Here is a 26087-nt window from a genome sequence, read left to right as displayed (position 1 = left end):
GGTTCCGGACGGTCGGGAAGGGGCTTCCCGGCCGCCCATATTGGCAGGAACTTGAACTTGCAACAAAAGATGAGGGGAACCTAACCTGGCGTTCCGCTGTTCCCGTCCCCAGGAGCAAGGAGCTCCCCTCCCATGTCTTCTTCAGCCACCCCCCGCACCCTCGGCGAGGCGCTCGACAGCGCCAGGCCGTACGTCCTCTCCCTCTTCCGCATCGTGGTCGGACTGCTGTTCTTCTGCCACGGCGCCTCATCGCTGCTCGGCTGGTTCGGCGGCATCATGGGCACCGGCAAGACCCTCGAGGCCGGCACCTGGCCGGGCTGGTACGCGGCCGTCATCCAGCTCGTCGGCGGCGCGCTGGTGATGCTCGGCATCGGCAGCCGCAGCGCGGCCTTCATCTCCTCGGGCTCGATGGCCTACGCGTACTTCCACGAGCACCAGCCCGAGAAGCTGTGGCCCATCCAGAACGGCGGCGAGCCCGCCGCGATGTTCTGCTGGGCCCTGCTGCTGCTCGTCTTCACCGGCCCGGGCCCCCTGGCGCTGGACCGAATATTCGGCTCGGCCCGCACGGCCGAGGCGGCGCCCGAAGCGCGGCGCGAGCCGTCCCGGGTCTGACGGAGGGCACGCCGCATCCGACGGACGGCACGTCACCATCGCGCCATGCGGGACCGAACGCCCCGCATGGCGTGATTCGAACAACATCATCACACCCCTTACCGTTATCCTCCTTGGTCACAGGCGTACGCTGTATGGCTGTTACAGGCTGACGCCTGCCGCTTCCCGGCGACATGCGCAGCGGGGGGACCGGGATCGGGAGTAGGACGTTGTTGGAACATTTGGGGTCGCTGACCAACACCCCATGGATCTATGCGGTGATCGGGGCATCCGTTCTGCTCGATGTCTTCCTGCCCGTTCTGCCCAGCGGCGTTCTGGTCATCACCGCCGCCACCGCGGCCGCCGGCACCACCGTTGACGCCGTCGGCGTGGTGCGCCAGGCCGGTGCGGCCGACTTCCCCGCCATGTTCGGGCTGATGCTGTGTGCCGCGACCGCCTCCGTCCTCGGGGACATGGTCGCCTACCGGCTGGCCTGGCGCGGCAGCGAGCGGCTCGACCGCGCGATCGCCCGCTCCCGCCGACTCACCTCCGCCCAGGAGAAGTTGGGCACCGCGCTGGTGCGCGGCGGCGGTCCGCTCGTGGTGATAGCCCGCTTCGCGCCCGCGGGACGCTCGGTCGTCAGCCTGAGCGCGGGCGCGGCCCACCGGAGGGTGAAGGAATTCCTGCCGTGGTCGGTCGTGGCCGGGATCGCCTGGGCGGCGTACAGCGTGGCCCTCGGCTATGTCGGCGGCCAGTGGCTCGGCGCCACCTGGCTGGGCACGGCGGTCTCGGTGCTCGCGCTGTTCGCGGCGGGCGCCGGGGCGGCGTATGTGATGAAGCGTCCGGCCGAGAGTGCGGCCCGGCCGCTCCCCGGGAGCCCGGCCGGGCAGCCGCTGCCCGGCGCCCACCAGGCGCGGTAGGCCCGTGTCGGCGACCGATTACGGATCGGCCCGCGATACCGGCTACGGTCCCTGCATGCGTACCCCCACCGCGCCGGTTCCGGCATGCTGACCCGCGCCGCAGGGATGGTCGCCGCGTTCCTCGCCGGCCTCGCCCTGGTCGTCGCCGCGGTCCTGGTCGTACGGCATCTCACCGAGCCCTCGGAGCCCGATCTGCCGGTGGTCCCCGACGCCAGGCGCCCCGTGGTGGAGGCTGCGGTCCGCACCTGCTCCCCACTGAGCGTGCCGCTGCTGGCCGCCCAGATCGACGCGGAGAGCGGCTGGCGCCGGGACGCGGACTCCGGGCACGCCCAGGGCATTTCGCAGTTCTCGCCGGTCACCTGGAAGGAGTGGGGCCGGGACGGCGACGGCGACGGGGACGCCGACGTCTGGGAGCCCCGCGACGCCATCCCCTCACAGGCCCGCTACATGTGCCATCTGTACGAGGTGGTCAAGGTGGTCCCGGGCAGCGGGACCAGGCTCGGCTCGACCAGGCTCGCGCTCGCCGCGTACAACGCGGGGCCGAACGCGGTGCTCCGGGCGCGCGGCATCCCCAAGATCCTCGAGACGCGGGAGTACGTCGACAAGATCTTGAAGGAGCTGCTGCCCAAGTACCGGGAGAGCGAGAAGAGGTACCAGGAGAGTGAGGCGAAGCACACCGGCAGTGCCTCCGCCTCACCGTCCACTCCGGTCTCCCCCTCGCCCTCCGGCGATCCGTCCGGGCCCGCCTCCGTCTCCTCACCGGCGGCTACGCGTCGGCCGTGATGAAGTCCTCGACGGCCCGTACGAGTTCCTGGGGCGTCTCATCGGCGGGGTAGTGCCCGGCGTACTCCAGCTCCACCAGCTCGGCGTTGACGTACCAGCGCAGCCAGGTCCGCCGCATCACCTCCGCCGTGAGCGCCGGGTCGTGGGCGCCGACCACGATCCGGACCGGCACCTGGGCACCGGCTATGTCCTCGTGGAAGTCCTCCAGCGCCCAGGAGTCCAGCCACGCGCGCAGCGCCTTGGGGTCGCTGTGCTCCACTGAGTGCCGCACCATCAGATCCAGCCAGGCGGCCGGGTGGCGGCTTCCGGTGGTGAGGTCGATGATCTCCCTGCGGTTCTCCGGACGGTCGGCGGCCGCCGCGAACAGCTGCCACTGCTCGCCCTCCATCGGCACCCCGCTGGCCGGCACCGGTGCGACCCCGACCAGCCGGCGGACCCGGTCCGGGGCGGCGGCCACGACGCGCTGGACGACGGCCGCGCCCATCGAGTGGCCGATGAGCGAGAACCGCTCCCAGCCGAGGTGATCGGCGAGCGCGAGCAGATCGCCCCCGGCCTCGCCGGTGGTGTACGCGCCGGGGATGTCGCGCGCCTCGCCGTAGCCGCGCAGATCGGGCAGGGCGTAGGTGAACCCGCGCCGGTCGATGTGCGGCAGCATCGCGGCGTACGCGGCCCGGTCCGAGAACCAGCCGTGCACCGCCATCACGCGGTGCGGCCCGTCGCCGACGGTCTCATACGGTGGAACGAGGGGTGGAACGATCGGTCCCATGGCACCTCCGGTCCCAGTCGAATACGGGCGCGCGGCGCGTGCCCGTGGGGGACAACGGTGACGTCTCCCGCTTCGGGTGGGCAAGCCCGATGCGCATATGCGTGCCCGCGATACGCCCCGGGAAGGGGGCGCATCGCGGGCGCGTGGTCGTCCGTGTGGCGCAGGGTGCTACGGATAGTTCACGAGGTTCGCCACATTGCTGCCGGAATTGGATGGCCCGCCCGTGTTGTTGATGACATGGCTGATGGTGCCGGTGCCGCCGAGGGACACGGTGACCATGTGGTGGAAGCGGACGCCCGGGGTGTCGGGGACCTCGAAGGCACGGGCCGCGACCACACCGGGATTCACATTGAAGTAGCAGTAGCTGCCGAGGCCCCACGCCTCGTGGCTGGTGACGTTCGGCCCCACCTTGTAGGCGGCGTAGCCCTGGGTGTTCCCGTTCGTCCAGGCGCCCTGGTTGGGCGGGTCATAGGGCATTTCGTTCTGGTAGAAGTACGTCCGGCCGCCGTTGCCGTTCCAGATCGTCTGGTACTGCTGGTAGTGCTCGACGAACAGGCCGTACATGGTGACGTCGTCGCCGTTGACGGTCAGGCCGTTGGCGGCGGTGTTGGCGTTCCAGCCGACGCCGTCACCGTGGTCGGCCCGCCAGATCCACAGATGGTCGCCGATCACGTTCGAGCTGTTGACCACCAGGCTCCTGGACGCCTTGCCGACCCCGGCCCCGCCGACCCGGAAGAACACATCGTGCAGGGAGGTCGGGTTCGCCGCGTGCCGCGCGGCGGCCCCGCCCGGGCCCACCTCCATCAGCGTGGCGGAGTTCACCGTACCGGCGTCGAAGAGCAGCCCCGCGACCTTGACGCCGTCGACGTCGGCGACCGACATCGCGGTCACGCCGTTGTCGGGGACGAGGGTGGCGAGCCCGAGGCCGAGGACGACCGTGTCGGGCCGGGTCACCTTCAGCGTCTCGCCCAGGTGGTAGACGCCCGGGGTGAACAGCAGGTGCTTGCCCTGGGCGAGCGCGGCGTTGATGGCCGCCGCGGAGACCCCGGGCTTGGCGATGAAGAACTGGTCGATGGGCAGCGACGACCCCGCCGGGGCGCCACCGGCCCAGGTGGTGCCCTGGGAATTCGACCGCGTCGCGGGCACGAAGACCCGGTAGGCGCCCGCCTGGTCCACGTAGAGGAACGGCTTCTCCCGGACGGTCGGGGTCTGGTTCACCACCGTGAAGGGCGGATTGGGGAAGTTCCCCGAGGGCGCGTTGACGGCCCCCACGAACACCATGTTCCAGTTGGACCCGGACCAGCTCCCCCACTGGGTGTTCCGGGAGAGCCACTGCTGCTGCGAGCCGGAGCGCACCTGGCCGTCGATCTTCGTGTCGGCCATGAATCCGCCGCTGGACCAGCCGCCGTCATCGAGCTGGAGCGAACCGCGGACATGCATCCGGCGGTACGGCGCGGCCTGGGAGACCGCCCAGCGGTCGGTGCCCGAGGCGGGGGTCACCGACAGGTTCTCCGCGCCGCGCCAGAAGTTCTGGGTGGCGTTCCCCTGGAACCAGTCGGCCTCGGCGTGCACCGCACCGTTGATGGTCACATCGTCCGGTGACATCCCCAGGCCCAGCACCTGGGTGTAGAAGCCCACGTTGACGTCGGCGCTGTAGGTGCCCGGCTTGAAGAGCACCGCGTAGCGGCTGGAGCCGAACTGGTTCCGCTCCTGCTGTTGGAAGATGGAGTTCAGCCGGCCCTGAATGGTCGACGCGGGCATCGTCGGATCGAAGACGGCGACGTTCGGGCCGAGGTCGGGGCCGCCCGGGTCGCCGGGGACCTCGGCCACCTGGAAGGACTGGGCGGCACTGCCGTTGCAGGCGTACTGCTGGAGCTGCGTCCCGTCCTGGGTGGCGGCGCCGGGCACATCGAGGCACTTGCCGCTGTGCCGGTTGACGAAGTGATACGCCCCGCCGCCCTCGTCCACGGCCTGCCACTGCTGGTTGTCGCCGCCGCCGTAGGTCCACAGCTGGACGGCGGCGCCATCGGCGGTGGACACATCCGTCACGTCCCACGCCTGGGCGGCGTCGTTGCGGTTGTCGACGCGGACGTAGCCGCCGCCCGTGGCCTCGAACTTCCACAGCTGGGCGGCCGAGTTGTTGCACGCGTACTGCTGGACGGCGGTGCCGTTCACCGTCGCCGCGCCGCGCGCGTCCACGCACTTGCCGCTGCCCTTGTTGACGGCGGTGGCCCAGCCCGTCGGCAGTGCCGCGGCCTTGGCGCTCGCTCCGGGGGCCGTCGCCAGGGCCCCGCAGACGGCGGTGAGCAGGGCGAAGACGGCCAGCAGCGCGGTTCTCCGGGGTTTGCGGGCTCTGGGGGCTCTTGAGGGTCTGGGGGCTCTTGGTCTTCGCATCGCGGAAGCCTCTCCTCGTGGGGTGGGGAAGGGCGCCCCGGTGCGGTCACAGGGCGGCCGCCGCGAACGCCTGCCAACTGACCCTCGTCATGGGCGAGTTGGTTGGTCTGTACCGCGGCTTTGAGGACGGTATGACCAGGGGATTCCGGTGTCAATACGCGCCTTAAGCCAAGCCGTGAAATCGTGCTGGGCCGAGTCGTACGTACGGGCGCGGCCGTGCCGGGTACGGGGCCGTGCGTCCAGGGGCCGCCCGTGCTGCGTACGGGCGAGCGGGACACCGGTGGCCGCGTGTCAGCCGCACCGCCCGAGGGCGCCCGTAGTCTCATGGCGGCTGTGGCGCGCGATATGGGCATCCGGAAGAACAACGGCCTCCGGCGCAACGGCGCCACCGCGCTGCGGCTCGTGGCCGTCGCCGCCCTCTACTACGCGGGCGCCAGGGTCGGGCTGCTCCAGGAGCTGGTGCGCGATCAGGTCACCCCGCTGTGGCCGCCGACCGGCATCGCCCTGGCCTGTCTGCTGGTGCTGGGCCCGATGGCCTGGCCGGGCATCGCCCTCGGCGCCGTCGCGGTCAACGCCCCCATCGGCCCGTCGCCCCTGGCGGTCCTCATGATCGTGGCGGGCAACACCCTCGCCCCGTTCTGCTCCTACCTGCTGCTGCGGCGCGTGGGCTTCCGGCCCGCCGTGGACCGGCTGCGGGACGCGCTGGTGCTGGTCTTCCTCGGCGCCCTGGCGGGCATGCTGATCAGCGCCACGGTGGGCACCGCAGCGCTGCTGCTGTCGGGCGCGCTCGCGGCGGGTGACTCCTGGACCGCCTGGTCGGTGTGGTGGACGGGCGACGCGATGGGCGTCCTGGTGGTCACCCCCGTACTGCTGGTGCTGCGCCGCGCCCGGCTCCCGCGCGGCGTCGGCCCGTACCGGCTGCTGGAGGCGACGGCCCTGCTGCTGGGCACCGCGGCCGTCGCGCTGGTGGCCATGCGGGCGGAGGTCAGCCTGCTCTTCCTGGTCTTCCCCTTTCTGATCTGGGCCGCCCTGCGCTTCCAGCTCGCGGGCGCCGCCCCGTGCTCGCTCATCGTCACGCTCCTCGCGATCGCCTCGACGGCGGAGGACACCGGCCCGTTCTCACACCATTCGTTCCCGGCCCAGATGGTCATCCTCCAGGCGTTCAACGGCTCGACGGCCCTGACCGCCCTGCTGCTGTCCGCGATCATCGCCGAACGCAATGCCACCCGCCGCCAGATCGAACGCGTCTGCGCCCAACTGGCCGACGTGGTCTTCCGACTGACCCCCGACGAGCCCCGCCCACCCGGGGGCGACCACTCCCCGGACCGGCGCTAGCGGGCCGTCCGCCGACCGGTCGAACCGTCATTCCGCCGGGGGCCGGACCCGCGCTGTTGGGCCCGGCCCCCGCCGTGTCCGAGTTACGCGAGCAGCCCAGCAAGCGTGAATAAGGACGGTCATACGCTAGGGCCCGGCACTGACAACGGGGCTCCCCGCCGGGGATGCGCGGGGTGTGTGCGGCCGGTTTGCACCACCCCGCCCCCGGTCGAACGCATGAGCGATTCGCCAAGGGCAGAACGTTGTCCCCTTCCCGTCGGGCGCCACGCTCCTACCCTGAGGGGGTGAGCAGCCACGCGTCGAACCGAGCCCGCGTCATTCCCCTGCGTCCGGCCACCGCGGACCCGGCGCCCCGGGCGGGAGCCACCGCCAGGGCCGGAGCCCCCGCCCCGGCGGCCCCCGCCGCTCCGGCTGGCCCGGGTGGACCCGGCGGACCCGGCGGACCCGGCGGACCGGAGCAGCCCGGCCGGGAGCCGGTGAAGGAGCCCCTGTGGCGGGATGTCGTCGGTGGCGTGCTGCGCCGCGAGCGCCTTGCCCAGCAGCGCACGCTCAAGGACGTGGCCGAGGCGGCCCGGATCTCGATGCCGTACCTCTCCGAGCTCGAACGGGGCCGCAAGGAGGCGTCGTCCGAGGTCCTGGCCGCCGCCGCCCGCGCGCTTGGCCTCGGTCTGGCCGACCTTCTCGCGATGGCCCAGGGCGAGCTGATCCGGCTCGTCTCCGGCGCTCGGCGGCGCGGCGGCGCGGCGGTGTCGGTCACGTCCCTCACGTCCGTCACGTCTGCCACGTCCGCCACCTCCGCCACGTCCGTCGTGGGCCGCGGGGCACCGGGGGCGCGGCACGCGGGGCGGCAGGGCGACGTACGCCTGGCCGCCTGAGGCGCCGAGCCCTCAGAAGGCCCGGGCCATCCGCCGGCTCAGCACCTCATCGGCGAGCCCGTACGCCACCGCCTCCTCCGCCGTGAAGACCTTGTCGCGGTCCATATCGGCGCGGAGCGTGGCGGCGTCGTGGGGGGTGTGGCGTACCAGCACCTCCTCGACCTGCGAGCGGATCCGTAGCATCTCCTTGGCCTGCAGGCTGAGGTCCGAGACCGTCCCCTGCTGACCGCCGCTCACCGGCTGCCCCAGCAGCACCCGGGCGTGCTCCAGCACGAACCGCCGCCCGGGGTCGCCCCCGGCCAGCAGCACCGCCGCGGTCGAGGCCGCCTGCCCCACGCAGAACGTGGAGATGGGGGCGGACACGAACGTCATCGTGTCGTAGATCGCCATCAGCGAGGTGAAGGAGCCGCCCGGTGAGTTGATGTAGATCGAGACCTCCTGCTCCGGGCTCGACGATTCGAGGTGGAGCAGTTGCGCGATGACGACGTTGGCGACGCCGTCGTCGATCTCCGTACCGAGGAAGATGATCCGCTCGGACAGCAGCCTGCTGTAGATGTCGTACGCCCGCTCCCCCTGGGTGGTGCGCTCGACGACCGTCGGAATCGTGTACTGCCCCATGTCAGATCCCCATCCTGCGCCGCGCCCCGGCGGGCCGTACGTCCGCCAGCGACTCCACGACCCGGTCGACCATTCCGTACTCCTTCGCCTGCTCCGGTGTGAACCACCGGTCGCGGTCGCCGTCGCGCGAAATGGTCTCCACGCTCTGGCCGGTGTGCTCCGCTGTGATCCGCTCGATCGACCGCTTCATGAATTCCAAGTTCTCGGCCTGAATCGCGATATCGGCGGTGCTCCCGCCGATACCGGCCGACGGCTGGTGCATCATGATGCGGGAATTCGGCAGCGCGTAGCGCTTTCCCATCGTGCCCACGGTGAGCAGAAACTGCCCCATGCTCGCGGCGAATCCCATGACCAGCGTGGAGACGTCGTTCGGAATCAGCCGCATCGTGTCGTAGATCGCCAGCCCCGCCGTCACGGAGCCGCCCGGGCTGTTGACGTAGAGGCTGATGTCCGACCGCGGATCCTCGGCCGACAGCAGCAGCATCTGCGCACACACCCGGTTCGCGGACACCTCGTCCACCTGTGTGCCGAGAAAGACGATGCGCTGGGTCAGCAGCTGCGCGGCCAGGTGATCGTCGAACCGCGTGGGTGCCGTATCCCCCTCCGTGGCGCGCGGGCTCATGGCCGGTTCCCAGCCGGTGGCGAATGTTCCCATCGGACCTCCCTGTGAATAACCGCGATCCGCATCGCCGCGGTCCTTTCACCATCGACCCAATTCGCTTGTCCGGTAAGGAATCTCGGCCCGCAGCAGATTCGCCCACGGCAGATCGCTCCGCGGCGCGGGGGCGGTCTCGCGGGGGCGTCCCGCCGCTCCCGAGGCAAAGGTCCCGCCACGGCCTGTCAGTCGTCTGGCCTAGGGTCGCCCGGATGGCCGAGCCCTCCTTTCTGACCGCTGTCCGGGAGTCGTACGACATGGTCGCCACCGAGTACGTCGAACGCGTCCCGCCTCCAGCCGAGATGGACCCGTTGTCCCGCGCGATGCTGGCGGGGTTCGCCGAACTCGTGCGGACGGCCGGTCGGGGACCGGTCGCGGACTTGGGGTGCGGCCCCGGCCGCGTAACGGCCCACCTGACCGGGCTGGGGGTGTCCGCCTTCGGCGTCGATCTGTCACCGAAGATGATCGGGCTGGCCCGCCACGCCTATCCGGACCTGCGGTTCACCGAGGGCTCCATGACCGCGCTGGAAACGGGAGGCGCCGAGCTCGGCGGCATCCTGGCCTGGTACTCCACCCACCACACGCCCCCGCGCTGGCTGCCGACGGTGTTCGCCGAATTCCACCGCACACTCGCACCCGGCGGCTTCCTGCTCTGGGGAGACTACGTCGGCGATGAACGGCTGCGGCCGACCCACGGCTATGGCCTTCCAGTGACCTACGAGTCACACCTCCTGCCCCTGGACCACCTGACCGACCTCCTGCGCCGGGCCGGACTCGTCGTCACCGCCCGACTGGAGCAGGAGCCCGGCGGACGCGTGCGAAGACCCCACGCCTGCCTCCTGGCCCACAAACCCGAAACGCCCTGACATGCCAGCTTCCTGCGGCGAGTCCGCCCCTTCTGACGCGCCTGCCGGTCCGGGGGATCCGTGCCGGGCCATGGAGTCGCGGGCGAGGGACGGCCGTTATTCCAGCCATGTCCCGTCGCGCATGATGACTCCCCCGGTGAGTTCCGGCTCGTCGCGCCAAGCGCGCACAGTCCTCGGGGCCACGCGTATACACAGGAAGGAGCCCTCTTCCGCGCGTGGGTCCCACCCGAACTTGTCGGCCAACGCCTTCGCCGCGGCTCCGGGCACGTGTTGGTCCGGGAAGCACTCGGCCTCGCCCTGGAGGAGGACCACGTCGAAGGTGTCCGGTAGGGACAGGCGCACGCGCGGCTCCTTGCGGAGCAGCGACCGATGGTCCCCTCGGCTTCCGAGCAACACCTGGGTCAGGTGCGGCCCCGTTCGCCGGGCAGGTGGAGGGCGGTGATGCCGGTGAGGACGACATCGATCCCGGCCAGGAACTGCTCGCGGTCGTCGTGCTCGCGCATCTGGGCCGCGACGGCATGGATGAACGGGTAGTCGTCGGGATCGAGTTCTTGCCATGCCTTCGACGCGGCGTCCAGGAATTGGGCGCGGTCCACGCCGGGCGCGAGGGTGCGGGCGCTCGCGTTGTTCGCGGCGTTCTGGCCCGCGGCGCCGAGGATGTAGTGCACCAGCGCCGAGGCCGCCGTGAACCAGTGGCCCTCGGGCACGCCCAGCGCGCGCACCTGTCGGCCGACGCTTTCGAAGATCCGCGGCGTCACCGAACCCCAGGGGCTGCGGGAGAGCTGGAGGGCGAGTTGCGTGGGGAGCCACGGGTGGTCCTCGATCGCGTCGAACAGGCCGAACGCGATGGCGCGGATCTTGTCCTGCGGCGAGTCCGGGGATTCGGCGGGCTTGGTGGGTTTGGTTGGGTCGGCCCGCTTGGTGGGCTTGGGCGGCTCGAGGCACTCGGCCGCCAGTGCCGCGGCGACGACCGCGTCGGTCGCGGCGTCCAGCAGCTCGTCCTTGTTCGCCACATGCCAATAGATCGCCCCGGGGCCGGTGGCAAGACGCTCGGTCAGCGCCCGGAAGGTCAGTCCGCCCTCGCCCGCCGTATCGAGCAGTTCGACGGCGGCCTCGACGATGCGCTCCCGGGAGAGCGCATCGGTGCGCCGTGGTGACCGGCGGGTCCGTGCTGTTGCCATGCCGCCATTTTGACATGACTGGAGCATTGTTCCACCATGGAGCGACGTTCCATCATGGAGCGGCGTTCCAAAGCTGGAGCGACATACCCGCGAGGTTGGCCGGACTGGTACCGGGCGGTCTCGATTCCGAAGGATCCGAGGGATCCCCGGCAGAGGAGTCACGATGCGCACTCCCGTCACGATCGTCGGCGCCGGACTCGGCGGCCTCACGCTCGCCCGCGTCCTGCACGTCCACGGCATTCCGGCCACCGTCTACGAGGCGGAGGCCTCCCCGATGGCGCGCTCGCAGGGCGGGATGCTGGACATCCATGACTACAACGGCCAACTGGCCGTGCGGGCCGCCGACCTGATGGACGAGTTCCGCGGTCTCGTGCTGGAGGGCCGCCAGGCGATGCGGGCCCTCGACCGGGAAGGGACCGTCCTGTTCGACAAGGCCGACGACGGCACGGGAGGACGCCCCGAGGTGCAGCGCGCCGAGCTGCGGCAGATGTTGCTCGACTCGCTCCCGGACGGCACCGTCCGGTGGGGCCACAAGGTCAGCGGGGCCCGTGCCCTCGGCGAGGGCCGTCATGAGGTGACGTTCGCCGACGGCGGCAGCGCCGTCGTCACGAGTGCGCTGGTCGGCGCGGACGGCGCGTGGTCACGGATCCGGCCGCTGCTGTCCGCCGCCGTACCCGAGTACACCGGCGTGTCGTTCGTCGAGACGTACCTGTACGACGCCGACACCCGGCACCCCGCCGCCGCGAAGGCGGTCGGCGGCGGGTCGATGATGGCGCACGCGCCGGGCAGGGCGATCCACGCGCACCGGGAAAGCGGCGACACCCTGCACACCTACGTACTGCTCCCCCGGCCGCGGGACTGGTTCGCCGCGATCGACTTCACCGACGCCGCCGCGGCCACCGCCCGGATCGCGCGGGAATTCGACGGCTGGGCACCGGAGCTCACCGCGCTGGTCACCGACGGCGACACCCCGCTGGTCCTGCGCCCCCACTACGCCCTGCCGATCGACCACCGGTGGGACCGGGTGCCGGGGGTGACCCTGGTCGGCGATGCCGCCCACCTCACGGCCCCGAACGGCGAAGGCGCCAATCTGGCCATGCTCGACGGCGCAGAACTCGGCACGGCCCTCGCCGCGCACCCCGACGACGTGGAGGCCGCGCTCGCCGAGTACGAGCGGGCCATGTTCCCCCGCAGCGCCGAGGTCGCCGCCGAAGGCATCGGCAGCGACGAGCTCATGTTCGGCGATGACGCGCCGCACAACCTGGTCGGCATGTTCAGCGAGTTCTTCGGGCAGGAGCAGGCCCAATGACCCGGTGGACCCCGGCTGCGGTCTCCCCCTCCTCCCTACTCCCCCTCGGGCTCGAAATCCTCCACGAAGTAGCTGTCATGCCGGATCCGGAAATCCTTCAGCTCCTCGCCACCGCGCTTTGACATCTCCGCGACCCGCTCGAAGTACTCCTCGCGCGGGGCGCCCGGGGAGAAGAGCAGCAGCATGGACATGAGCTCGTCGGTCGCGTTCTTGAAGGCGTGCAGTGCGCCGACCGGTACGTAGAGGAAATCGCCCTCGCGGCCCTTGACCCACTTCTCGCCGTTGTAGAGCTCCAACTCGCCGGAGAGGATGTAGAAGGACTCCGAAATGCCCTTGTGGAAGTGCGTCTTCGCTCCGGCGGAGTGCCCTGGCAACTCCATCTTGTACAGGCCGAATTCGCCGCCGGTCGACTCAGCGGTGGCGAGGTAGTGCGTAAAGCTGCCGCTGGGTGAGGAGATGTCGGGCGGCGTACTGGCCGGGCGAAAGGCCGCGCTCACCTCGCCCTTGTCGCCGTGGTAGCGGGGCTCCGGGTATTCGAGGAATTCCGGATGCGACATGACGCACTCCTCTTCTGGTCTTCTTCTGGTCTTCTTCTCGGCTTCTTCTCAGCGCAGGTCTCCACCAGCATGGTGGCTCCCGCCCCGGGAACGCGGCATCGCTCTCGCGAATGATCTCGGGTCGTCCCGGGCGGAGGGCTGGGGACCTAGGTCGCGCCGCGAAAACGCCGAGGTCGCGAAATACGACGCCTGGGTCCGGGCGTCAGCGGCGGGGTTCGAGCCTCACGTCGCCGCGGGTCAGCGCGCGGGTCGAGTCGCGGGCGAGCATGTCATGCGGGAAGCCGAGCGCGATCGCGCTGGCCTCGTTGAGGCGGGCCAGTTGGGAGGCGGTGAAGTCGAACTCCAGGGCGCCCAGATTGTCCTCCAGCTGCGCGGGGGTACGGGCGCCGATGATCGGTGCCGTCACGCCCGGGTTCCGCAGCGTCCAGGCCAGCCCGACCTGGGCGGGTGTGCGGCCCAGCTCCGCGGCGACCTCCTTCACGACATCGGCGATGGCGAGGTTACGTTCGGTGAGCGTACCCAGGGCGAAGTTGAAGCTCTTACGGGTGCCGTCGTCGGATGCGACGTTCGCCTCGGTCAGGTCGTCGCGGCTGTACTTGCCGGTGAGCACCCCACCGGCCAGCGGCGACCACGGGATCACCCCCAGCCCCAGCTCATGGGCCATCGGGATCAGGTCACGTTCCCCGGTGCGCTCGATCAGGTTGTGCCGGACCAGATCGTCCATGCCGCGCAAGATCTCCTCGACCGGTGTCGTGAAATCCCACAGGTGCAGATGGAGCAGATCGATATAGTCCGTATTCAGCTGTCGCAGACCGGCTTCCACCGATGCGAAGAGGCTCTTGCGGTGCGGACCCCCCGGAATTTGGATCGCCCGGCCTGCGCAGCGTCGTATATTTCGTCGCGAGCACCAGGCCTTCGCGGTTGCGGTGGTCACGGGTGAATTCGCCCAGCAGCCGCTCGGAACTGCCATTGGTGTAGGTGCTGGCGGTGTCGATGAAGTTGCCGCCGCGGGGGTGGCAGCGGCGCGGCGGAAATCGCCTGGGGCAATGCCCCAGACCCGTTTGAACGCCGTCCACCTCAGTGAGTTTAGACGAATACACGGGTCATCCGGCTCTTCACTTCCGGGGTCGTCCGACTCGGCCGTGTTCAATCGGCGTCATGAGCAACGACAGCAGTTCGCTGACCGCCCAGGACCTCGAGTTCCTGCGCCGCCCCCTGCACGGGTTTCTGTCCGTGGCCGAGGGGCCGGTGCCGCCACAGCCCCGGCCGGTGTGGTTCGAGGCCACCGCCGAGGGCACGATCCAGCTGTTCACGGCCCCGGACTCGGTCAAGGTGCGGCGGCTGCGCCGCGACCCCCGCGCCTCGATCGTCGTCGCGGCCCCCGTGGGGGAACGCGAGCGCTGGCTGTCGATCGCGGGCCGGACCACGGTGGAGCCGGACGGGGCGCATGAGTTGTGCGCCCGGCTGGCCGCCCGCTACTGGGACCTCGACGACCCGGCCCGCGCCGATGACCTCGCCGGGATCCTCGCCACCGAGCAGATTCGTCTCGTCATCCACCCGGAGACCGTGAGTCGCTTCGCCTATTGATGTCCATGTCAGGGATCGTGTCAGGGGCGTGACAGGCCGGTGTCAGGCCCGGCCGGGACCGTCTTGGGCATGAAGAGTTCGGCGATCGCAGTTTCCGGGCTGCGCAAGGCATATGGCGACAATGTCGTGCTCGACGGCATCGACTTCGAGGTCCCCACGGGATCGGTCTTCTCCCTGCTCGGCCCGAACGGGGCAGGCAAGACGACGACGGTGCACGTCCTGACGACACTGATGAGGGCCGACGCCGGGGCGGTGCGCGTCGCCGGGCACGACGTGCTGACCGGGATCAAGGAGGTACGCGCGGTCATCGGCGTGACCGGTCAGTTCGCCGCCGTGGACGATCTGCTGTCGGGCCGGGAGAACCTGCGGCTGATGGCGGACCTGAAGCGGGTGCGCTCCGGCGGTCAGGTGGTCGCGCGGCTGCTGGAGCGGTTCGACCTGACCGAGTCGGCGGACAGGATGGCGGCGACCTACTCCGGCGGTATGCGCCGGAAGCTGGACCTGGCGATGACGCTGGTCGGCAATCCGCGGATCATCTTCCTGGACGAGCCGACGACCGGTCTCGACCCGCGCAGCAGACGGGCGATGTGGGGGATCGTCCGGGAGCTGGTGGCGGACGGCACGACCATCTTCCTCACCACCCAGTACCTCGACGAGGCCGACCAGCTGGCCGACCGGATCGCAGTGCTCGACCGGGGCCGCCTGGTCGCCCAGGGCACTCCCGACGAACTCAAGCGCCAGGTGCCCGGCACCCATGTCCGGCTGCGGTTCGCCGGTCTCCGGGAGCTCGACGCGGCGGCCGGGGCCCTGCCCGGGTCCACGCGGGACGACCAGGAGCTGACCCTGCGCGTTCCCAGCAACGGTGACTCGACGTCGCTGCGGGCCCTGCTGGACAAGCTCGATCAACAGGCGATCACCGCGCAAGAGTTCTCGGTGCACACACCGGACCTCGATGACGTCTTCTTCGCCCTGACCGGTCACGCCACGCACCCCACACAGGCCGCCACACAGGACTCACGGGCCGCTCGGGCAACCACGGAGGCGATCGCGGAATGAGCACGATGAGCACTCTCTCGACGTCGTTCGGCGACGCGGCGATCATGTTGCGCCGTAACGTCAAGCACACGGTCAGGAATCCGGTCACGGTCTTCCAGGCGGTCCTGTTCCCCGTTGTGATGATGCTGATGTTCGTCTACGTCTTCGGCGGCGCCTTCAAGGTCACGGGCGCGTATGTCGACTACGCCGTACCCGGCCTGACCGTCATGGCCATCACCTACGGGCTGGGCCCGACCGCGGCGGCTGTGAAGGGCGACATGGCGAAGGGCATCAACAACCGGTTCAAGGCCATGGACGTCTCGCACGGCGCCGTACTGGCCGGTTATGTCGTCTCCACCACGGTGCGCAGTCTGATCGCCGACGCGGTCATCGTCGGCGTCGGCTTCGCGATTGGGTTCCGTCCGCATGCGAGCTTCGTCCAGTGGCTCGCCGTGATCGGCCTGATGCTGCTGCTCGCCTTCGCGACCAGCTGGCTCACGGTCGCCCTGGGCCTGGCCGCGAAGACCGTGGAGTCGGCGGGCATGGCCACCGTGCCGCTGATCATGTTGCCGTTCCTGAGCAGCGCGTTCGTACCCGCGGACACGATGGGGACCGGGGTGCGGCAGTTCGCGGAGTACCAGCCCTTCACCCCGATCATCGAGACGCTGCGCGGACTGCTGTCGGGTGGCCGTCCGTCGACCGGCGACGCGTTCGCGGCCGTCGGCTGGTCGGTCGGGTTCGCGCTCGTCGGGTACGTATGGGCGGTCGCCACGTTCAGGAGGCGAGCGTGACCTCGGTGCAGAACGCGAGCGCGACCTCGGCTCAGGAGGCGAGCGTGACCTCGACCAGCCGGGACCAGCTGGTGCGCGTCCCGTCCCGAGTCGCCTCGGCGAACTTCGCCTCGCCGAGGCGGCATCGCGCGGCCCGCTCGATCCGGGCCAGGTCCGGGTGGGCGCGGTCCCGCAGCCCGCGTACGCCCACGCTCGCCGCGAGCAGCCGCGCGGCCTGCCCGTGCTCGCCGCGGCGCAGCGCCAGGTCCGCGACCCCGACCAGCACATGCGCGATCATCAGCCCGTGTCCCACCTCGTACGCCGCCTCGCAGGCCGCCGCGCGGTGCGCCCGCACCTCACCGAGGTCATCGGCGAGGTAGCCGAGCAGATCGTGCGTCAGCGCGCGGAAGTCCGCCCGTTCCGCCTCGTCGCCCAGCAGGGTCGTCGCGAGGCGGAGGTGCCGGTGCGCCTCCTCGGCGTGGCCGTTCCACCGGGCGAGTTCCGCCCTCGAGAAGGCCAGCTCGGCCAGCGCCTCCGGCCAGGTGACCCGCTCCGCGCACCGCTGCGCCTCGGCGATGGCGGCCCCGCAGGCGTCCTCGTCGCCCTGCAGCCAGTACAGCTGCGCCTGCCGGGACCGCATCCGGATGACGTCCTCCGCGGCGCCGATCTCGCTGACCACCGCGATCGCCTGCTCGTAGTGCGCACACGCTCCGGCGAAGTCGCCGCGTACGGCGAGCAGGTTCGCCAGCTCGGTCAGGGCGAGCGAGATCCCGTACCGCTCGCCGAGCGCCCGGAACTCGGCGAGCGCGGCCTTCAGATGGGCCTCCGCGGTGGGGGCGTCCTTGGCGTTACGCGCGTCCCGGCTGACCTGGGCGTTTTGCCCGTCGCGCGCGTCTCGGCCGACCAGGGCGTTGCGCTCGTCGCGCGCGTCCGGGCCCTCCCGCGCATCCCACCCGTCCCGGCCGTCCTGTCCGTCCCGTCCGAACGCCACCCGCATCTTGCCCATGTGCCACCGGGCCAGCGCGCGCACCCAGGGGTCCTCGTCGTTCAGCAGTGGTGCGAACGCGGTCAGGGCCGCTTCGGGCGTGTGCAGCATGCGTTCCAGCACCGCGATGAACTTCACCCCCGGGTGGTGGCCGCCCCGGCCGAGCCGGTGCGCCTCGTGGATCCACTTAGCGGCCTGCCGCTCATCGCCCAGCCCGGACGTCACGAAGTGCACGATCAGCGCGTACACCGTGGCCCGTACGCCATCGGGCACCTCCCCGGGCGTCCTGGTGGCCGCGGTGATCAGCTCCAGGCCCTCGGTCCTGCGCCCGCCGAGCCACCAGTACCAGCCCGCGCCCGCCGCGAGACGCATCGCCTCCCACGCCTCGCCCGCCGCGAGCGCGCCGCGCATCGCCGTACCGATGTTGTCGTGCTCGGCCTCGAGCGTGGCCAGCCACTCCACCTGTTCGGCGCGGCGCAGCCGCGGCTCCGCGGTCTCGGTGAGCTCGGTGAAGTGGGCGAGGTGCGCACGGCGCACCAGGTCCGACTCCCCCGCCTCCGCGAGCCGGTGCCCGGCGTACTCCCTGATCGTGCCGATCATGCGGTAGCGCGGGGCGCTGCCACCCTCGGCGATCAGCAGCGACTTCTCGGCGAGCGCCGTCAGCAGCTCCAGCACCTGTTCCCGCTCGACTGCGCCGCCGGCGCAGACCCGTTCGGCGGCTTCCAGGCTCGCCCCGCCCGAGAACACCGAGAGTCTTCGCAACACCGCCCGTTCGGCGTCGGTGAGCAGCTCCCAGCTCCAGTCGACCACCGCGCGCAGCGTCTTGTGCCGGGGCAGCGCGGTGCGGCTGCCGCTGGTCAGCAGCCGGAACCGGTCGTCGAGCCGGTGGGCGAGCTGTTCGATGGACATGGTGCGCAACCGGGCCGCGGCGAGTTCGATCGCCAGTGGCATCCCGTCCAGCGCCCGGCAGACCCGCACCATCGTGGCCAGGGTGTGGGCGTCGTCCGCGAGGCCGCGGCGTACCGCCCCGGCACGGTCCCGCAGCAGTTGGACGGCGGGCGCTGACCCGATCTCGTCCGGGCCCGCATCGCCCTCCGGCAGGGCCAGCGGCTCGACCGGCCACAGGGCCTCGCCGGTGATGCCGAGCGGTTCCCGGCTCGTCGCCAGGATCCGCAGCCGTCGACACTCCCCGAGCACCCGGTGGGCGAACACCGCCGCGGGCTCGATCACATGCTCGCAGTTGTCCAGGATCAGCAGCGCCTCCCGCTCGCGGACCGCGGCGATGAGCCGGTCCGTCAGGTCGGTCAGCTCTGTCAGGTCTGTCAGGACGGTCAGGTCCGTCAGGTCCGTCGGGTCCGTCAGCCCGGCGTTCGGTGCCTCGCCGAGCAGGGCGTCCCGCAGGCCCAGCCCGGCGAGGGCCAGCCGTGCCACGTCCCCGTCCGCGCCGATGGCGGCGAGCTCCACCAGCCAGGCCCCGTCCGGCAGTTCGCCGAGCAGCGTGCGCGCGGTCTCCGTGGCCAGCCGGGTCTTTCCCCCACCGCCGGGCCCGATCACGGTGGTCAGCCGGTGCTCGGCGATGAGCCCGCGGACCGCGGCGACATCGGCGTCCCTGCCGACGAAGCTGGTCAGCTCGGCGCGCAGATTGCTCTTACGGTTCGCTTCCCGCCGCCACGGTTCGCGCCGCCCGAGCTCGCCCCGCCCGAGCTCGCCCCGCAACAGCGCCATGTGCAACGCGGCCAGCTGCGGTGCGGGGTCGGCGCCCAGCGCGTCGGCCAGCGCCTCCCGCGCGCGCTGGTACACCTGCAGCGCCTCGCTGTCCCGGCCGGCCGCGACGAGGGCGCGCATCAGGGCGCCGACGAGCCGTTCCCGTACCGGATGCGCCGCCACCAGGTCGGTCAGCTCCGCCACCAGCTCCGCACCGCGCCCGAGGGCGATCTCCGCGTCGGCCCGCTCCTCGGTGGCGGTCAGCCGCACCGCCTCGAGCCGTACGACCGCGGCGTCGAAGGCGGCGCTGTCCCGCAGCCCGACGTCCTGCAGGGCCGCACCGCGCCACAGCTCAAGCCCCTCGCGCAACAGCCGCACCCGCTGCCCAGGCCCGTCCTCGGCAGGGGCCGACCCGTCCTCCTTACGGGCCTGACTCGCGACGACGAGCCGTTCGAACCGCACGGCATCGACGGCGTCCGGCTCCACCATCAGCCGATAGCCGTCCGTCTGCCCCTCGATCACCCCGCACGGCAGCGCCTTCCGCAGCCGGGACACCAGGCGCTGCAGGGCGTTCGCCGCGTCGGCGGGCGGACGCTCCCCCCAGATCCAGTCGATGAGCGACGCCTTAGGGACCACCTGCCCCGGCCTGAGCGCAAGGGCGGCCAGCAGTCCGCGCAACCGCGCCCCGTCCACCTCGACCAGGCGGCCGTCGTCCGCGCGCACCTCCAATGGGCCCAGCATCCCGATCCGCACCCGCTGATTTTGCCACGGGTGCGGCGCGAGGCACCTCGGGCGCCGATGGGCTCGAGGAGGCGGCCTGATGGCTCGCGCACATGGGAGGATCGGGCCATGTGCGCACCGCCGCCGTTCGGGGAGCAGTCGCCGTTCGGGGAGAAGCTGCCGTTCGGGGAGAAGCTGCGGGCCGAACTGGGTTCGCCCCGCCGGGCGCGCAGGCTGGACAGCAGTCCGCGATCGCGGGTGTGGCGGGCCGAGCTGTCCGGCACGCCGGTGGCGGTCGTGGTGGTCAAGCAGCTCACCGAGGGTCCGGAGGCCGCCGAGAGGTACGCCCGGGAGGTGGCCGCGTTACGGCTCGCGTCCCGGGTCGACCCGCCCGTCGCACCAAGGCTCCTCGGCACCGACCCCGCCGAACGGGTGCTGGTCCTGGAGGACTTGGGCGAACAGCCGCCCGCCGACGACTGGGTGATCGGCTACGCCGAGTCGCTGGCCCGGCTCCACGCGGCCACCAGTCCAGCTGACATCGGCCTACTCCCCGCCTGGTCCGGCCCCACAAGAGAGGACATCGACGCCTTCCTCGGGCTGGCCCAGACACTCGGCCGCACGGCGCCCGACGGGGCGCGGACCAAGCCGCACGAGGCGGTACGGACCGAACTGGACGCCCTCGTCAACCGCCTGGCCCACGCGCCCGGGCATGCCCTGCTGCACGGCGATCCCTGCCCCGGCAACGACCTCCACACCGCCAGCGGGGTCAGGTTCATCGACTTCGAACAGGCCGCGCTCGGCAATGGGCTCATGGAACTCGCCTACCTCCGCATCGGCTTCCCGACCTGCTGGTGCGCCACGGCCCCGGCCCAGCCCCTGCTGAACGCGGCGGAGGCCGCGTACCGCACCGCCTGGCGCCAGGCGACGGGCACCGACATCCAGGGCGACCTCACCGACGCGTGCGCGGGCTGGCTGCTCCGAGGAGACGCACTCGTCGAGCGAGCCCACCGGGGAACCACCGACCACCTGTCCGAGCTCCCCCACCGGGACTGGCGGTGGGGCACGGCGACGGCCCGGCAACGGCTCGCCCACCGCCTGGGGATCGTCGCCCAGATGACCACGAACGGCAGCGAACTCGAGCACCTGGGCCGGCTCGCCTCGGCCATGCGCGACGCGATGCTCACCCGCTGGCCCACGCTCCGCCCACTACCCGCACAACGGCCCGAGTGAGTCCCCCAGCCCCCGGCCAGAGCCACGACCGCTTCACCGCGGCCTCTCCTGACGTTCGCGCGACAGGGCTCTCTCACGTCTCCCATGAAGTGCCCTGCCCAGGGCGAGGCGGCGGCCGTACCCTGACGAGACCGACGCCACCGAGGGGGCACCCGTGGAAATCCCCGAAGACCTCAGCATGGGCGAGACCATTGAACTCCTGCGCGAATCCCGAGGGATGAGCCGCGCCGTTCTCGCAGGGCTCTGCGGACGCGGCCCCGACTGGTTGAAGAAGATCGAGCGAGGCGAGCGTGAGCTGAGGTCTCATACGCTGCTCCTGCGCCTGGCGGCCGCGCTCCAGCTCTCGGATCTTTCCCTGCTCACCGGCGGCCCGCCTGGGGTCGTTCAGCCCGTGCCTCTCGGCAGGCTCAACCATCCCGCCATGCCCGAGATCTGGGGCGCGGTGATGGAGCGGAGTTTCGCCCCGTCCCCGTCAGCCCCCGTCAACGTCGCCGTACTCCAGGGCCGCATTGACCAGACGTGGCACCTGTGGCACACGTCCGAGCGGAATCGCACCGAAGTCGGCGCGCTGCTGCCCGACCTCATCCGCCAAGCAGAGACCGCCGCACGCACGCTCGAGGGCGACGACCGCCGTACCGCCCACGTCGCCCTCGCCGACGTCTACCGGCTCACCGGCCAGGCCACCGCATACGTAGCTCCGGCCGAACTCGCATGGGTCGTGGCGGACCGGGCGCTCGCCGCCGCCCACCAGGCCGACGACCCCGCCGCCATCGCAGCCGCCGCGTGGAACATGGGCAACATCCTGCGCGAAACGTCCTACCCAGACGAGGCCCTGCGGGTGGCGACCGAAGCCGCGGATCTTCTCCGCCCCCACCTGGACGGGGCCCCTGAGGACTGGCGAGGGGTCTACGGCGCGTTGCAGCTGCACGCCGCGGTGACGTGCGCTCGCGAGGGCCAGGAGGGCAACGCGTGGCGGTACTGGGACGCGGGCAACCAGGTCGCCAAGTCGTTGCCCGCCGCCTACGTGCACCCGTCGACAGTGTTCGGGCGGGCGAACGTCGACTTCCACGCCGTCTCCGTGGCCACGGATCTGCGTACGTCCGGAAAGGCGCTCTCGCTCGCGGATGAGGTGGACCCGGACGTGATGCCTTCGAAGGAGCGGCGGGCGCGCCTGTGGGTCGAAGTGGCGCGCGGCCACCTGCAGCGTGGGGACCGTACCGCGGCGCTGCACGTGATGAAGATCGCGCATGCGATCGGCGCTGAGACGGTCGCCTACACGCCGTCCGCCCGCACGGTCGCCGCTGATCTATGGCGTAAGGCGCCGCGGGCGCTTCGCCCAGAGGCCGCTCGGCTCGCCGAGGCAGTGGGCGTGACGGCCGTTGGGTAGAGGGACAGCTCACATAGCGGGGACAGATTGTCCCCCTCCGCAATCCACTAGCACCCTACGGTGACAACTCCTTAACAGAGCGTCAACCGAGGGGCCGTTATGGCTAGCGTCGCACAGTGGCACGCATCGCCCCGCCGCGGGGCGTTGGTGATCACCGACAGCGGCACCGGGGAGGTCCACGTGCCGCTGTCCCTTTTCCACCTCGACCAGCACCAGGGCGATGTGGACTTGGTGCTGTCCCATACTGAGGCCACGGAGCTGCAGGAGTTCCTGTCCGTGCCGACCGCTGGCCGTGCCATCTCGGTAGCCGCTGCCCGATGAGCACGGAGCCCGATGTGACGACCCAAACCCCGCCGTGGGCACCACCGAACACCGAGGACGTCGAGGCGTTACCGGTGGGCATATGGTGGGACGCCATCTCCGCGCCCACCCCGGTCGCCGACCGCGCGCTGGACCTGCTCGGCGACCGGTCCGGAGCCGTCATCCAGGACAACACCTACGGCAAGACGTACTGGCTCATCGACACCGCCACGGCCACCGCCCGTAGTTGGCGCATGCGCCAGGTCCGCGTACTCGCCGAGCTCGCCGACGAGGGCACCCTCCTCGGCGTACCGCCCGCCTCCTGGAGGGCCGACCACCAAACGTACTGGCGGATCCCACTCGGCCCCGGCCGGTACCTGACCGACACCCATCACCTGATCCGCGCTCTGCGCCAGGCCCTGGATGACGTCCTCGGCCCGGAGCCGGACGGCCGACAGCTGTGCTACCGCTGCCAGCTCCCCACCGACGAGCCCGTCCCCGTCGCCATCGAGCACAGCGGCAGCGTCGCCAGCACGACCCTCTACGCCTGCCCGACCCATGCCCGGGACTACCCGCGCGACGCCGTCGCCCAGGCCGCCGCCATGCGCCGTGCCCTCCATCACGGCAGGACCCGATGACCACCACCCCCGAACACGGCCCCGCAGCCCTCGTCCTGGGTGCCTACCTGCGCTCGCTCCGGCTGGCCAAGGGCACCACGGCCGCCGAAGCAGCCGAGGCGATCGGCAGCTCAGAGAGCACACTGAGCCGGATGGAGACCGGCCAGGCGGGACACCGCTGGCAGGAGGTAGCCACACTGGCCAGGCTCTACGGAGTGACCGACTGGCCCAGCATCGCCGACGCCCCGCGCTGGACAGACTGGCAGTCAAGAGACCCCGAGCGTGCTGCAGGCACCATCCACGACAACACCGAAGGCTGGGTGGACCGGCTGCGCGCGTGCGAACACCACGCAACCGCCATCTGCGTCTACGCCTCGGCCACCGTGCCGCGCATCGTGCAGACCATGGGCTGCCCCGTGGACCATCTGACCCTTCTGACCACCGCCACCCAACCCCAGCGGATCCCGCCACACACCGTGCTCCCGGGCCAGACCCGACAGGACATCACCGTCATCCTCGACGGGGCGATGCTCCTGCGGACGTTCGCGAACCCGGCCGCGATGGCAGCACAGATGGCCTATCTGCAGCGCCTGCAGGAGTCCCCGCACGGCCCGCGAATCCTGGTGGTGCCCTTCCAAGCCGGGGTCCTCCCGCCGTCGGGCACCCTGCACCGCTTCCACCTCCACGGGCAAGAGCTCTTCGCCGAAGAGATCTGGAACGCCATCTACACCACCGGAGCCGACAGTCAGACGGCGCGCGACTGCCTCGCCGCCGGACTCGCCACCGCCAAGGATCTCAAGGCGAGCGCCGCACTGCTGGACATAGCCCGCAGGCGGTTCGAGCAACTGGCCAGGGACCCAAAGACCGACCCCCTGTTGGAGGAGCTGACGCCATGACGACGACCTCCAACGACCCGACCGTGGCCGGGACCGAGTGGCGCGCCGCCCTGGAGCACGCGGCGGGCTGCCCGGCCTGCCGGACCCCCGGTGCTGTCTGCTCGGAGGGCGAACGGCTGCTCCGCGCCCATGAGGAGGCCGCCCGGCGGGCGCGGGCAGGGAAGGACGGATGAGGCACCGTCGGCAGCCACCCGCCACGCGCCCCCGTACCGGCCGACGGCGCGCTGCGGCCCGCCCCTAGACACCCTGCGGTCGGTGCGGCCCAGGCGCGGCCACCGCCCACAGGGCAGGGACTCCGGCCCCGAAAACAGGACCGCGGGGCCGGAGTCCCCTCACAGAAGAGACCGTGGCGGCGGCACAGCTTGACGTACAAGCCGTGCGAGATCCCCAAGCGCATCGCCCGAGCACTCGCTGACCTACTGGAAAGGGCCCATCCGTGAGCATCACCAACGCGCCGTCCGCCGACGAACTGCGGCGGCACATGGCCGACCACCTCGTGCGGACCTGCCGCATCCGGTCAGGCATCCCCGACGCGGCCTCACGACAGGAGCAGGGCCGCGTCCCAGGCCGGGGCCTCGGCGGGAGCTCCGGCTGGCGGGGCGACGCGTCCGTGCAGGACCAGCGCGATCCCGGCCGCGCCCTCCAGCGGGTTCGGTGAGTCCTGGGTCCGCGAACCACCGGCAGCGGGCAGCACGGTGGGGAAGCCGTAGACCGAGCCGAGGGTGAAGCGGTCACCCAACCACTCCGCGAGTTCGTCCGCCCGCGCGGAGAGCGCGGGGGCGTCCAGCTCCTCGGCCATGCGTCCGGTGACCTGGAGCAAGCCCGCCGGTCCGTGGCACAGACCGGGATCGTTCAGGCCCCGCAGGCCGTCAGGGCGGGCGAGGACCTCTCGCATCGCGTCGGCGGCGCCACGTATCCACTCCTCCTCGCCCAACGCGACCCCCGCGAGGTGCAGTGCGCGGGCGATCCCCGGGGTGCCGTAGCACCAACTCGGGCGGCCCTCACCCGATCGGCGCTGCAACGCGGGCCGTCCGGCGGCCCGTTCCTGTGCGGCGGAGACCGCGCCGGGCCACCACGGCCCGGGTGTTCTCGTCGTCCTGGCGCCAGCTCATGAGCCAGTGGGCGAGGCGACGGATGGCGGTCTCCTGGTCGGGCAGCCATTCCCGGCCGGGCCCGCTCAGCGCTTGGGGCGATGGCGGGCTGAACCAGCCGGGCAGTCGGCCGCGTCCTCCGTGGTCGGGGTCACGGACCGGTTCGGTGAGGGTGGCGAGGTGGTGCAGTACGTCCCGGACGGCTGCCGGGTCGGACGGTTCGGCGAGGAAGTACCGGCCCAGGCCGGTCACGCCGGAGACGCGAGCGGGCCGATCGCGATCCGAAACGCACCGTAGGCATGGGGGCGTTCCGCGCACCTCAGTGTTTGCCGCAGTTTCGGCGCACGGCCCGTCGCCCGGGCGGGGAGTGCGCACAGTGATCGATCCGCGGGGCGGGCGCCGAGCTCGCCCTCGCACTGTTCGCGGCAGCGGGTCAGGCAGGCGTAGAGAGAGGGTGGGCGCAGACGGGTTCGAACCGCCGACATCTGCCTTGTAAGGGCAGCGCTCTACCGCTGAGCTATGCGCCCCAGAGGGGCTGTCAGCCTACAGGGTTTCCGGGGTGGGGCCGCAATCGTGGGGAGGGGGCGGGCCCGGGGTGGAGAAGTCCGCGGATCGCGAACCGAACCGAGCGCTGTGTTCGTCAGTGTCGGGTGGGAGAATGACATTCGGACCTGGGCGATCCATCGGGAGCGGGAAGTGGCGGCGTCATCTGCAGAGTGTGCGCGTCCGGCGCGCCATCCGCGTCTTCCGCGTCGTCCGGTCGATCGTTTTGGCCTGTTCGTCCGTCTTGTCCGACCTCTCCCTCCCCTCCGTGGGCGGCTCCGTGGGCGGCGCTCGCGTGGGTCCTCCGTGCTCGGGCTGGTGTTGCTGCCCGTGCCGTTGCTGGTCGCGGTGGGGTCGCTGTCTGTCTCTTAT

The 26087-nt window shown here is 71.3% G+C and carries 25 protein-coding genes, 1 tRNA gene and 2 pseudogenes; 16 read left to right on the top strand and 12 right to left on the bottom strand.

Features of this window, described 5'->3' with window-relative positions; all coding sequences use genetic code 11:
- Positions 1–132: 132 nt before the first annotated feature.
- From VT50_RS26710 to VT50_RS26700, 3 genes are all read left to right on the top strand, one after another.
- Positions 133–612 carry a DoxX family protein gene (locus VT50_RS26710; RefSeq protein ID WP_046086735.1) on the top strand — a complete coding sequence of 160 codons (480 nt, stop codon included), beginning with the start codon at positions 133–135 and terminating at the stop codon, positions 610–612.
- Between the two features lie 209 nt (positions 613–821).
- On the top strand, positions 822–1511 hold the full coding sequence (locus tag VT50_RS26705) for a DedA family protein (RefSeq protein WP_046086734.1): 690 nt from the start codon (positions 822–824) through the stop codon (positions 1509–1511).
- Between the two features lie 84 nt (positions 1512–1595).
- Positions 1596–2294 carry a lytic transglycosylase domain-containing protein gene (locus VT50_RS26700; protein ID WP_046086733.1) on the top strand — a complete coding sequence of 233 codons (699 nt, stop codon included), beginning with the start codon at positions 1596–1598 and terminating at the stop codon, positions 2292–2294.
- Here VT50_RS26700 and VT50_RS26695 read toward each other — a convergent pair.
- Together VT50_RS26695 and VT50_RS26690 are read right to left on the bottom strand one after the other, a co-directional pair.
- Positions 2278–3060: an alpha/beta fold hydrolase gene (locus VT50_RS26695; protein ID WP_046086732.1), complete on the bottom strand. Its 783-nt coding sequence runs from the start codon at positions 3058–3060 to the stop codon at positions 2278–2280. The two genes, VT50_RS26700 and VT50_RS26695, sit on opposite strands and share 17 nt — an antisense overlap.
- Before the next feature lie 168 nt (positions 3061–3228).
- Positions 3229–5454 (bottom strand): RICIN domain-containing protein, encoded by a 2226-nt coding sequence (locus tag VT50_RS26690; RefSeq protein WP_240529323.1) that lies wholly within the window; start codon positions 5452–5454, stop codon positions 3229–3231.
- Between the two features lie 324 nt (positions 5455–5778).
- Between VT50_RS26690 and VT50_RS26685 the strand changes: the two genes are divergently transcribed.
- Positions 5779–6789: an MASE1 domain-containing protein gene (locus VT50_RS26685; protein WP_240529322.1), complete on the top strand. Its 1011-nt coding sequence runs from the start codon at positions 5779–5781 to the stop codon at positions 6787–6789.
- Between the two features lie 284 nt (positions 6790–7073).
- Positions 7074–7664, top strand: a complete 591-nt coding sequence (locus tag VT50_RS41060; RefSeq protein WP_046086730.1) for a helix-turn-helix domain-containing protein — start codon at positions 7074–7076, stop codon at positions 7662–7664.
- Positions 7665–7676: 12 nt separating this feature from the next.
- Here the strand turns inward: VT50_RS41060 and VT50_RS26675 are convergent, their stop codons facing one another.
- Positions 7677–8282: a ClpP family protease gene (locus VT50_RS26675; RefSeq protein WP_046086729.1), complete on the bottom strand. Its 606-nt coding sequence runs from the start codon at positions 8280–8282 to the stop codon at positions 7677–7679.
- Between the two features lies 1 nt (position 8283).
- The gene (locus tag VT50_RS26670; RefSeq protein WP_079343892.1) at positions 8284–8937 is read right to left on the bottom strand and encodes a ClpP family protease; all 654 of its coding nucleotides are present in this window, start codon (positions 8935–8937) and stop codon (positions 8284–8286) included.
- A 212-nt stretch (positions 8938–9149) separates the two neighbouring features.
- On the opposite strand from VT50_RS26670, the gene VT50_RS26665 reads away from it, so the two are divergent.
- Positions 9150–9803 (top strand): class I SAM-dependent methyltransferase, encoded by a 654-nt coding sequence (locus VT50_RS26665; protein ID WP_046090363.1) that lies wholly within the window; start codon positions 9150–9152, stop codon positions 9801–9803.
- Between the two features lie 96 nt (positions 9804–9899).
- Here the strand turns inward: VT50_RS26665 and VT50_RS26660 are convergent.
- Positions 9900–10163: pseudogene (locus VT50_RS26660) on the bottom strand (pyridoxamine 5'-phosphate oxidase family protein); the annotation flags it as partial.
- Between the two features lie 41 nt (positions 10164–10204).
- Positions 10205–10984 carry a TetR/AcrR family transcriptional regulator gene (locus VT50_RS26655; RefSeq protein ID WP_046090362.1) on the bottom strand — a complete coding sequence of 260 codons (780 nt, stop codon included), beginning with the start codon at positions 10982–10984 and terminating at the stop codon, positions 10205–10207.
- A gap of 163 nt (positions 10985–11147) precedes the next feature.
- Between VT50_RS26655 and VT50_RS26650 the strand changes: the two genes are divergently transcribed.
- Positions 11148–12293, top strand: coding sequence for an FAD-dependent oxidoreductase (locus VT50_RS26650; protein WP_046090361.1), 1146 nt, complete (start codon positions 11148–11150; stop codon positions 12291–12293).
- A gap of 35 nt (positions 12294–12328) precedes the next feature.
- On the opposite strand, the gene VT50_RS26645 is transcribed toward VT50_RS26650, so the two are convergent.
- Entirely contained in the window at positions 12329–12850 is a 522-nt protein-coding gene (locus VT50_RS26645) for a cupin domain-containing protein (RefSeq protein ID WP_046090360.1), read from the bottom strand.
- A gap of 202 nt (positions 12851–13052) precedes the next feature.
- Positions 13053–13857 (bottom strand): annotated as a pseudogene (locus tag VT50_RS26640) (aldo/keto reductase); the annotation flags it as partial.
- Positions 13858–14008: 151 nt separating this feature from the next.
- Between VT50_RS26640 and VT50_RS26635 the strand changes: the two are divergent.
- The 3 genes from VT50_RS26635 (at position 14009) to VT50_RS26625 (ending at position 16263) form a co-directional block, all read left to right on the top strand.
- The gene (locus VT50_RS26635; protein WP_046090359.1) at positions 14009–14437 is read left to right on the top strand and encodes a pyridoxamine 5'-phosphate oxidase family protein; all 429 of its coding nucleotides are present in this window, start codon (positions 14009–14011) and stop codon (positions 14435–14437) included.
- 69 nt (positions 14438–14506) lie between these two features.
- A complete protein-coding gene (locus VT50_RS26630) occupies positions 14507–15493 on the top strand; it encodes a daunorubicin resistance protein DrrA family ABC transporter ATP-binding protein (protein ID WP_046090358.1) in 987 nt (328 codons plus the stop codon).
- A gap of 5 nt (positions 15494–15498) precedes the next feature.
- Complete coding sequence (locus VT50_RS26625; RefSeq protein WP_046090366.1) at positions 15499–16263, top strand: ABC transporter permease; 765 nt, start codon at positions 15499–15501, stop codon at positions 16261–16263.
- Positions 16264–16294: 31 nt separating this feature from the next.
- Here the strand turns inward: VT50_RS26625 and VT50_RS26620 are convergent, their stop codons facing one another.
- Entirely contained in the window at positions 16295–19684 is a 3390-nt protein-coding gene (locus tag VT50_RS26620; RefSeq protein ID WP_046090357.1) for an ATP-binding protein, read from the bottom strand.
- A gap of 96 nt (positions 19685–19780) precedes the next feature.
- Between VT50_RS26620 and VT50_RS26615 the strand changes: the two genes are divergently transcribed.
- From VT50_RS26615 to VT50_RS39740, 6 genes are all read left to right on the top strand, one after another.
- Positions 19781–20881, top strand: a complete 1101-nt coding sequence (locus VT50_RS26615) for a phosphotransferase family protein (RefSeq protein ID WP_046090356.1) — start codon at positions 19781–19783, stop codon at positions 20879–20881.
- A 154-nt stretch (positions 20882–21035) separates the two neighbouring features.
- Entirely contained in the window at positions 21036–22268 is a 1233-nt protein-coding gene (locus tag VT50_RS26610) for a helix-turn-helix domain-containing protein (RefSeq protein WP_240529321.1), read from the top strand.
- A gap of 99 nt (positions 22269–22367) precedes the next feature.
- The gene (locus tag VT50_RS26605) at positions 22368–22589 is read left to right on the top strand and encodes a hypothetical protein (protein ID WP_046090355.1); all 222 of its coding nucleotides are present in this window, start codon (positions 22368–22370) and stop codon (positions 22587–22589) included.
- A gap of 14 nt (positions 22590–22603) precedes the next feature.
- Positions 22604–23206, top strand: coding sequence for a hypothetical protein (locus tag VT50_RS26600; RefSeq protein WP_240529320.1), 603 nt, complete (start codon positions 22604–22606; stop codon positions 23204–23206).
- Positions 23203–24081 (top strand): Scr1 family TA system antitoxin-like transcriptional regulator, encoded by an 879-nt coding sequence (locus VT50_RS26595; RefSeq protein WP_046090353.1) that lies wholly within the window; start codon positions 23203–23205, stop codon positions 24079–24081. The genes VT50_RS26600 and VT50_RS26595 overlap by 4 nt, the downstream gene beginning before the upstream one ends.
- Positions 24078–24254, top strand: coding sequence for a hypothetical protein (locus VT50_RS39740; protein WP_167396631.1), 177 nt, complete (start codon positions 24078–24080; stop codon positions 24252–24254). The genes VT50_RS26595 and VT50_RS39740 overlap by 4 nt, the downstream gene beginning before the upstream one ends.
- 365 nt (positions 24255–24619) lie before the next feature.
- Here the strand turns inward: VT50_RS39740 and VT50_RS26590 are convergent, their stop codons facing one another.
- The 3 genes from VT50_RS26590 to VT50_RS26580 all read right to left on the bottom strand — a co-directional run bounded on the left by VT50_RS26590 (position 24620) and on the right by VT50_RS26580 (position 25699).
- Positions 24620–25102 carry a lanthionine synthetase LanC family protein gene (locus VT50_RS26590; RefSeq protein WP_075200566.1) on the bottom strand — a complete coding sequence of 161 codons (483 nt, stop codon included), beginning with the start codon at positions 25100–25102 and terminating at the stop codon, positions 24620–24622.
- Positions 25083–25424 (bottom strand): glycoside hydrolase family protein, encoded by a 342-nt coding sequence (locus tag VT50_RS26585; protein ID WP_053048837.1) that lies wholly within the window; start codon positions 25422–25424, stop codon positions 25083–25085. Before VT50_RS26585 ends, VT50_RS26590 begins: the two co-directional genes overlap by 20 nt.
- A gap of 203 nt (positions 25425–25627) precedes the next feature.
- Positions 25628–25699: transfer RNA gene (locus VT50_RS26580), tRNA-Val, on the bottom strand.
- Positions 25700–26087: the final 388 nt, after the last annotated feature.

This window comes from Streptomyces antioxidans (assembly GCF_000968685.2).
Classification (GTDB): domain Bacteria; phylum Actinomycetota; class Actinomycetes; order Streptomycetales; family Streptomycetaceae; genus Streptomyces; species Streptomyces antioxidans.
The sequence above is the reverse complement of the archived record's forward strand: the minus strand, read 5'-3'. Positions and strand labels throughout refer to the sequence as shown.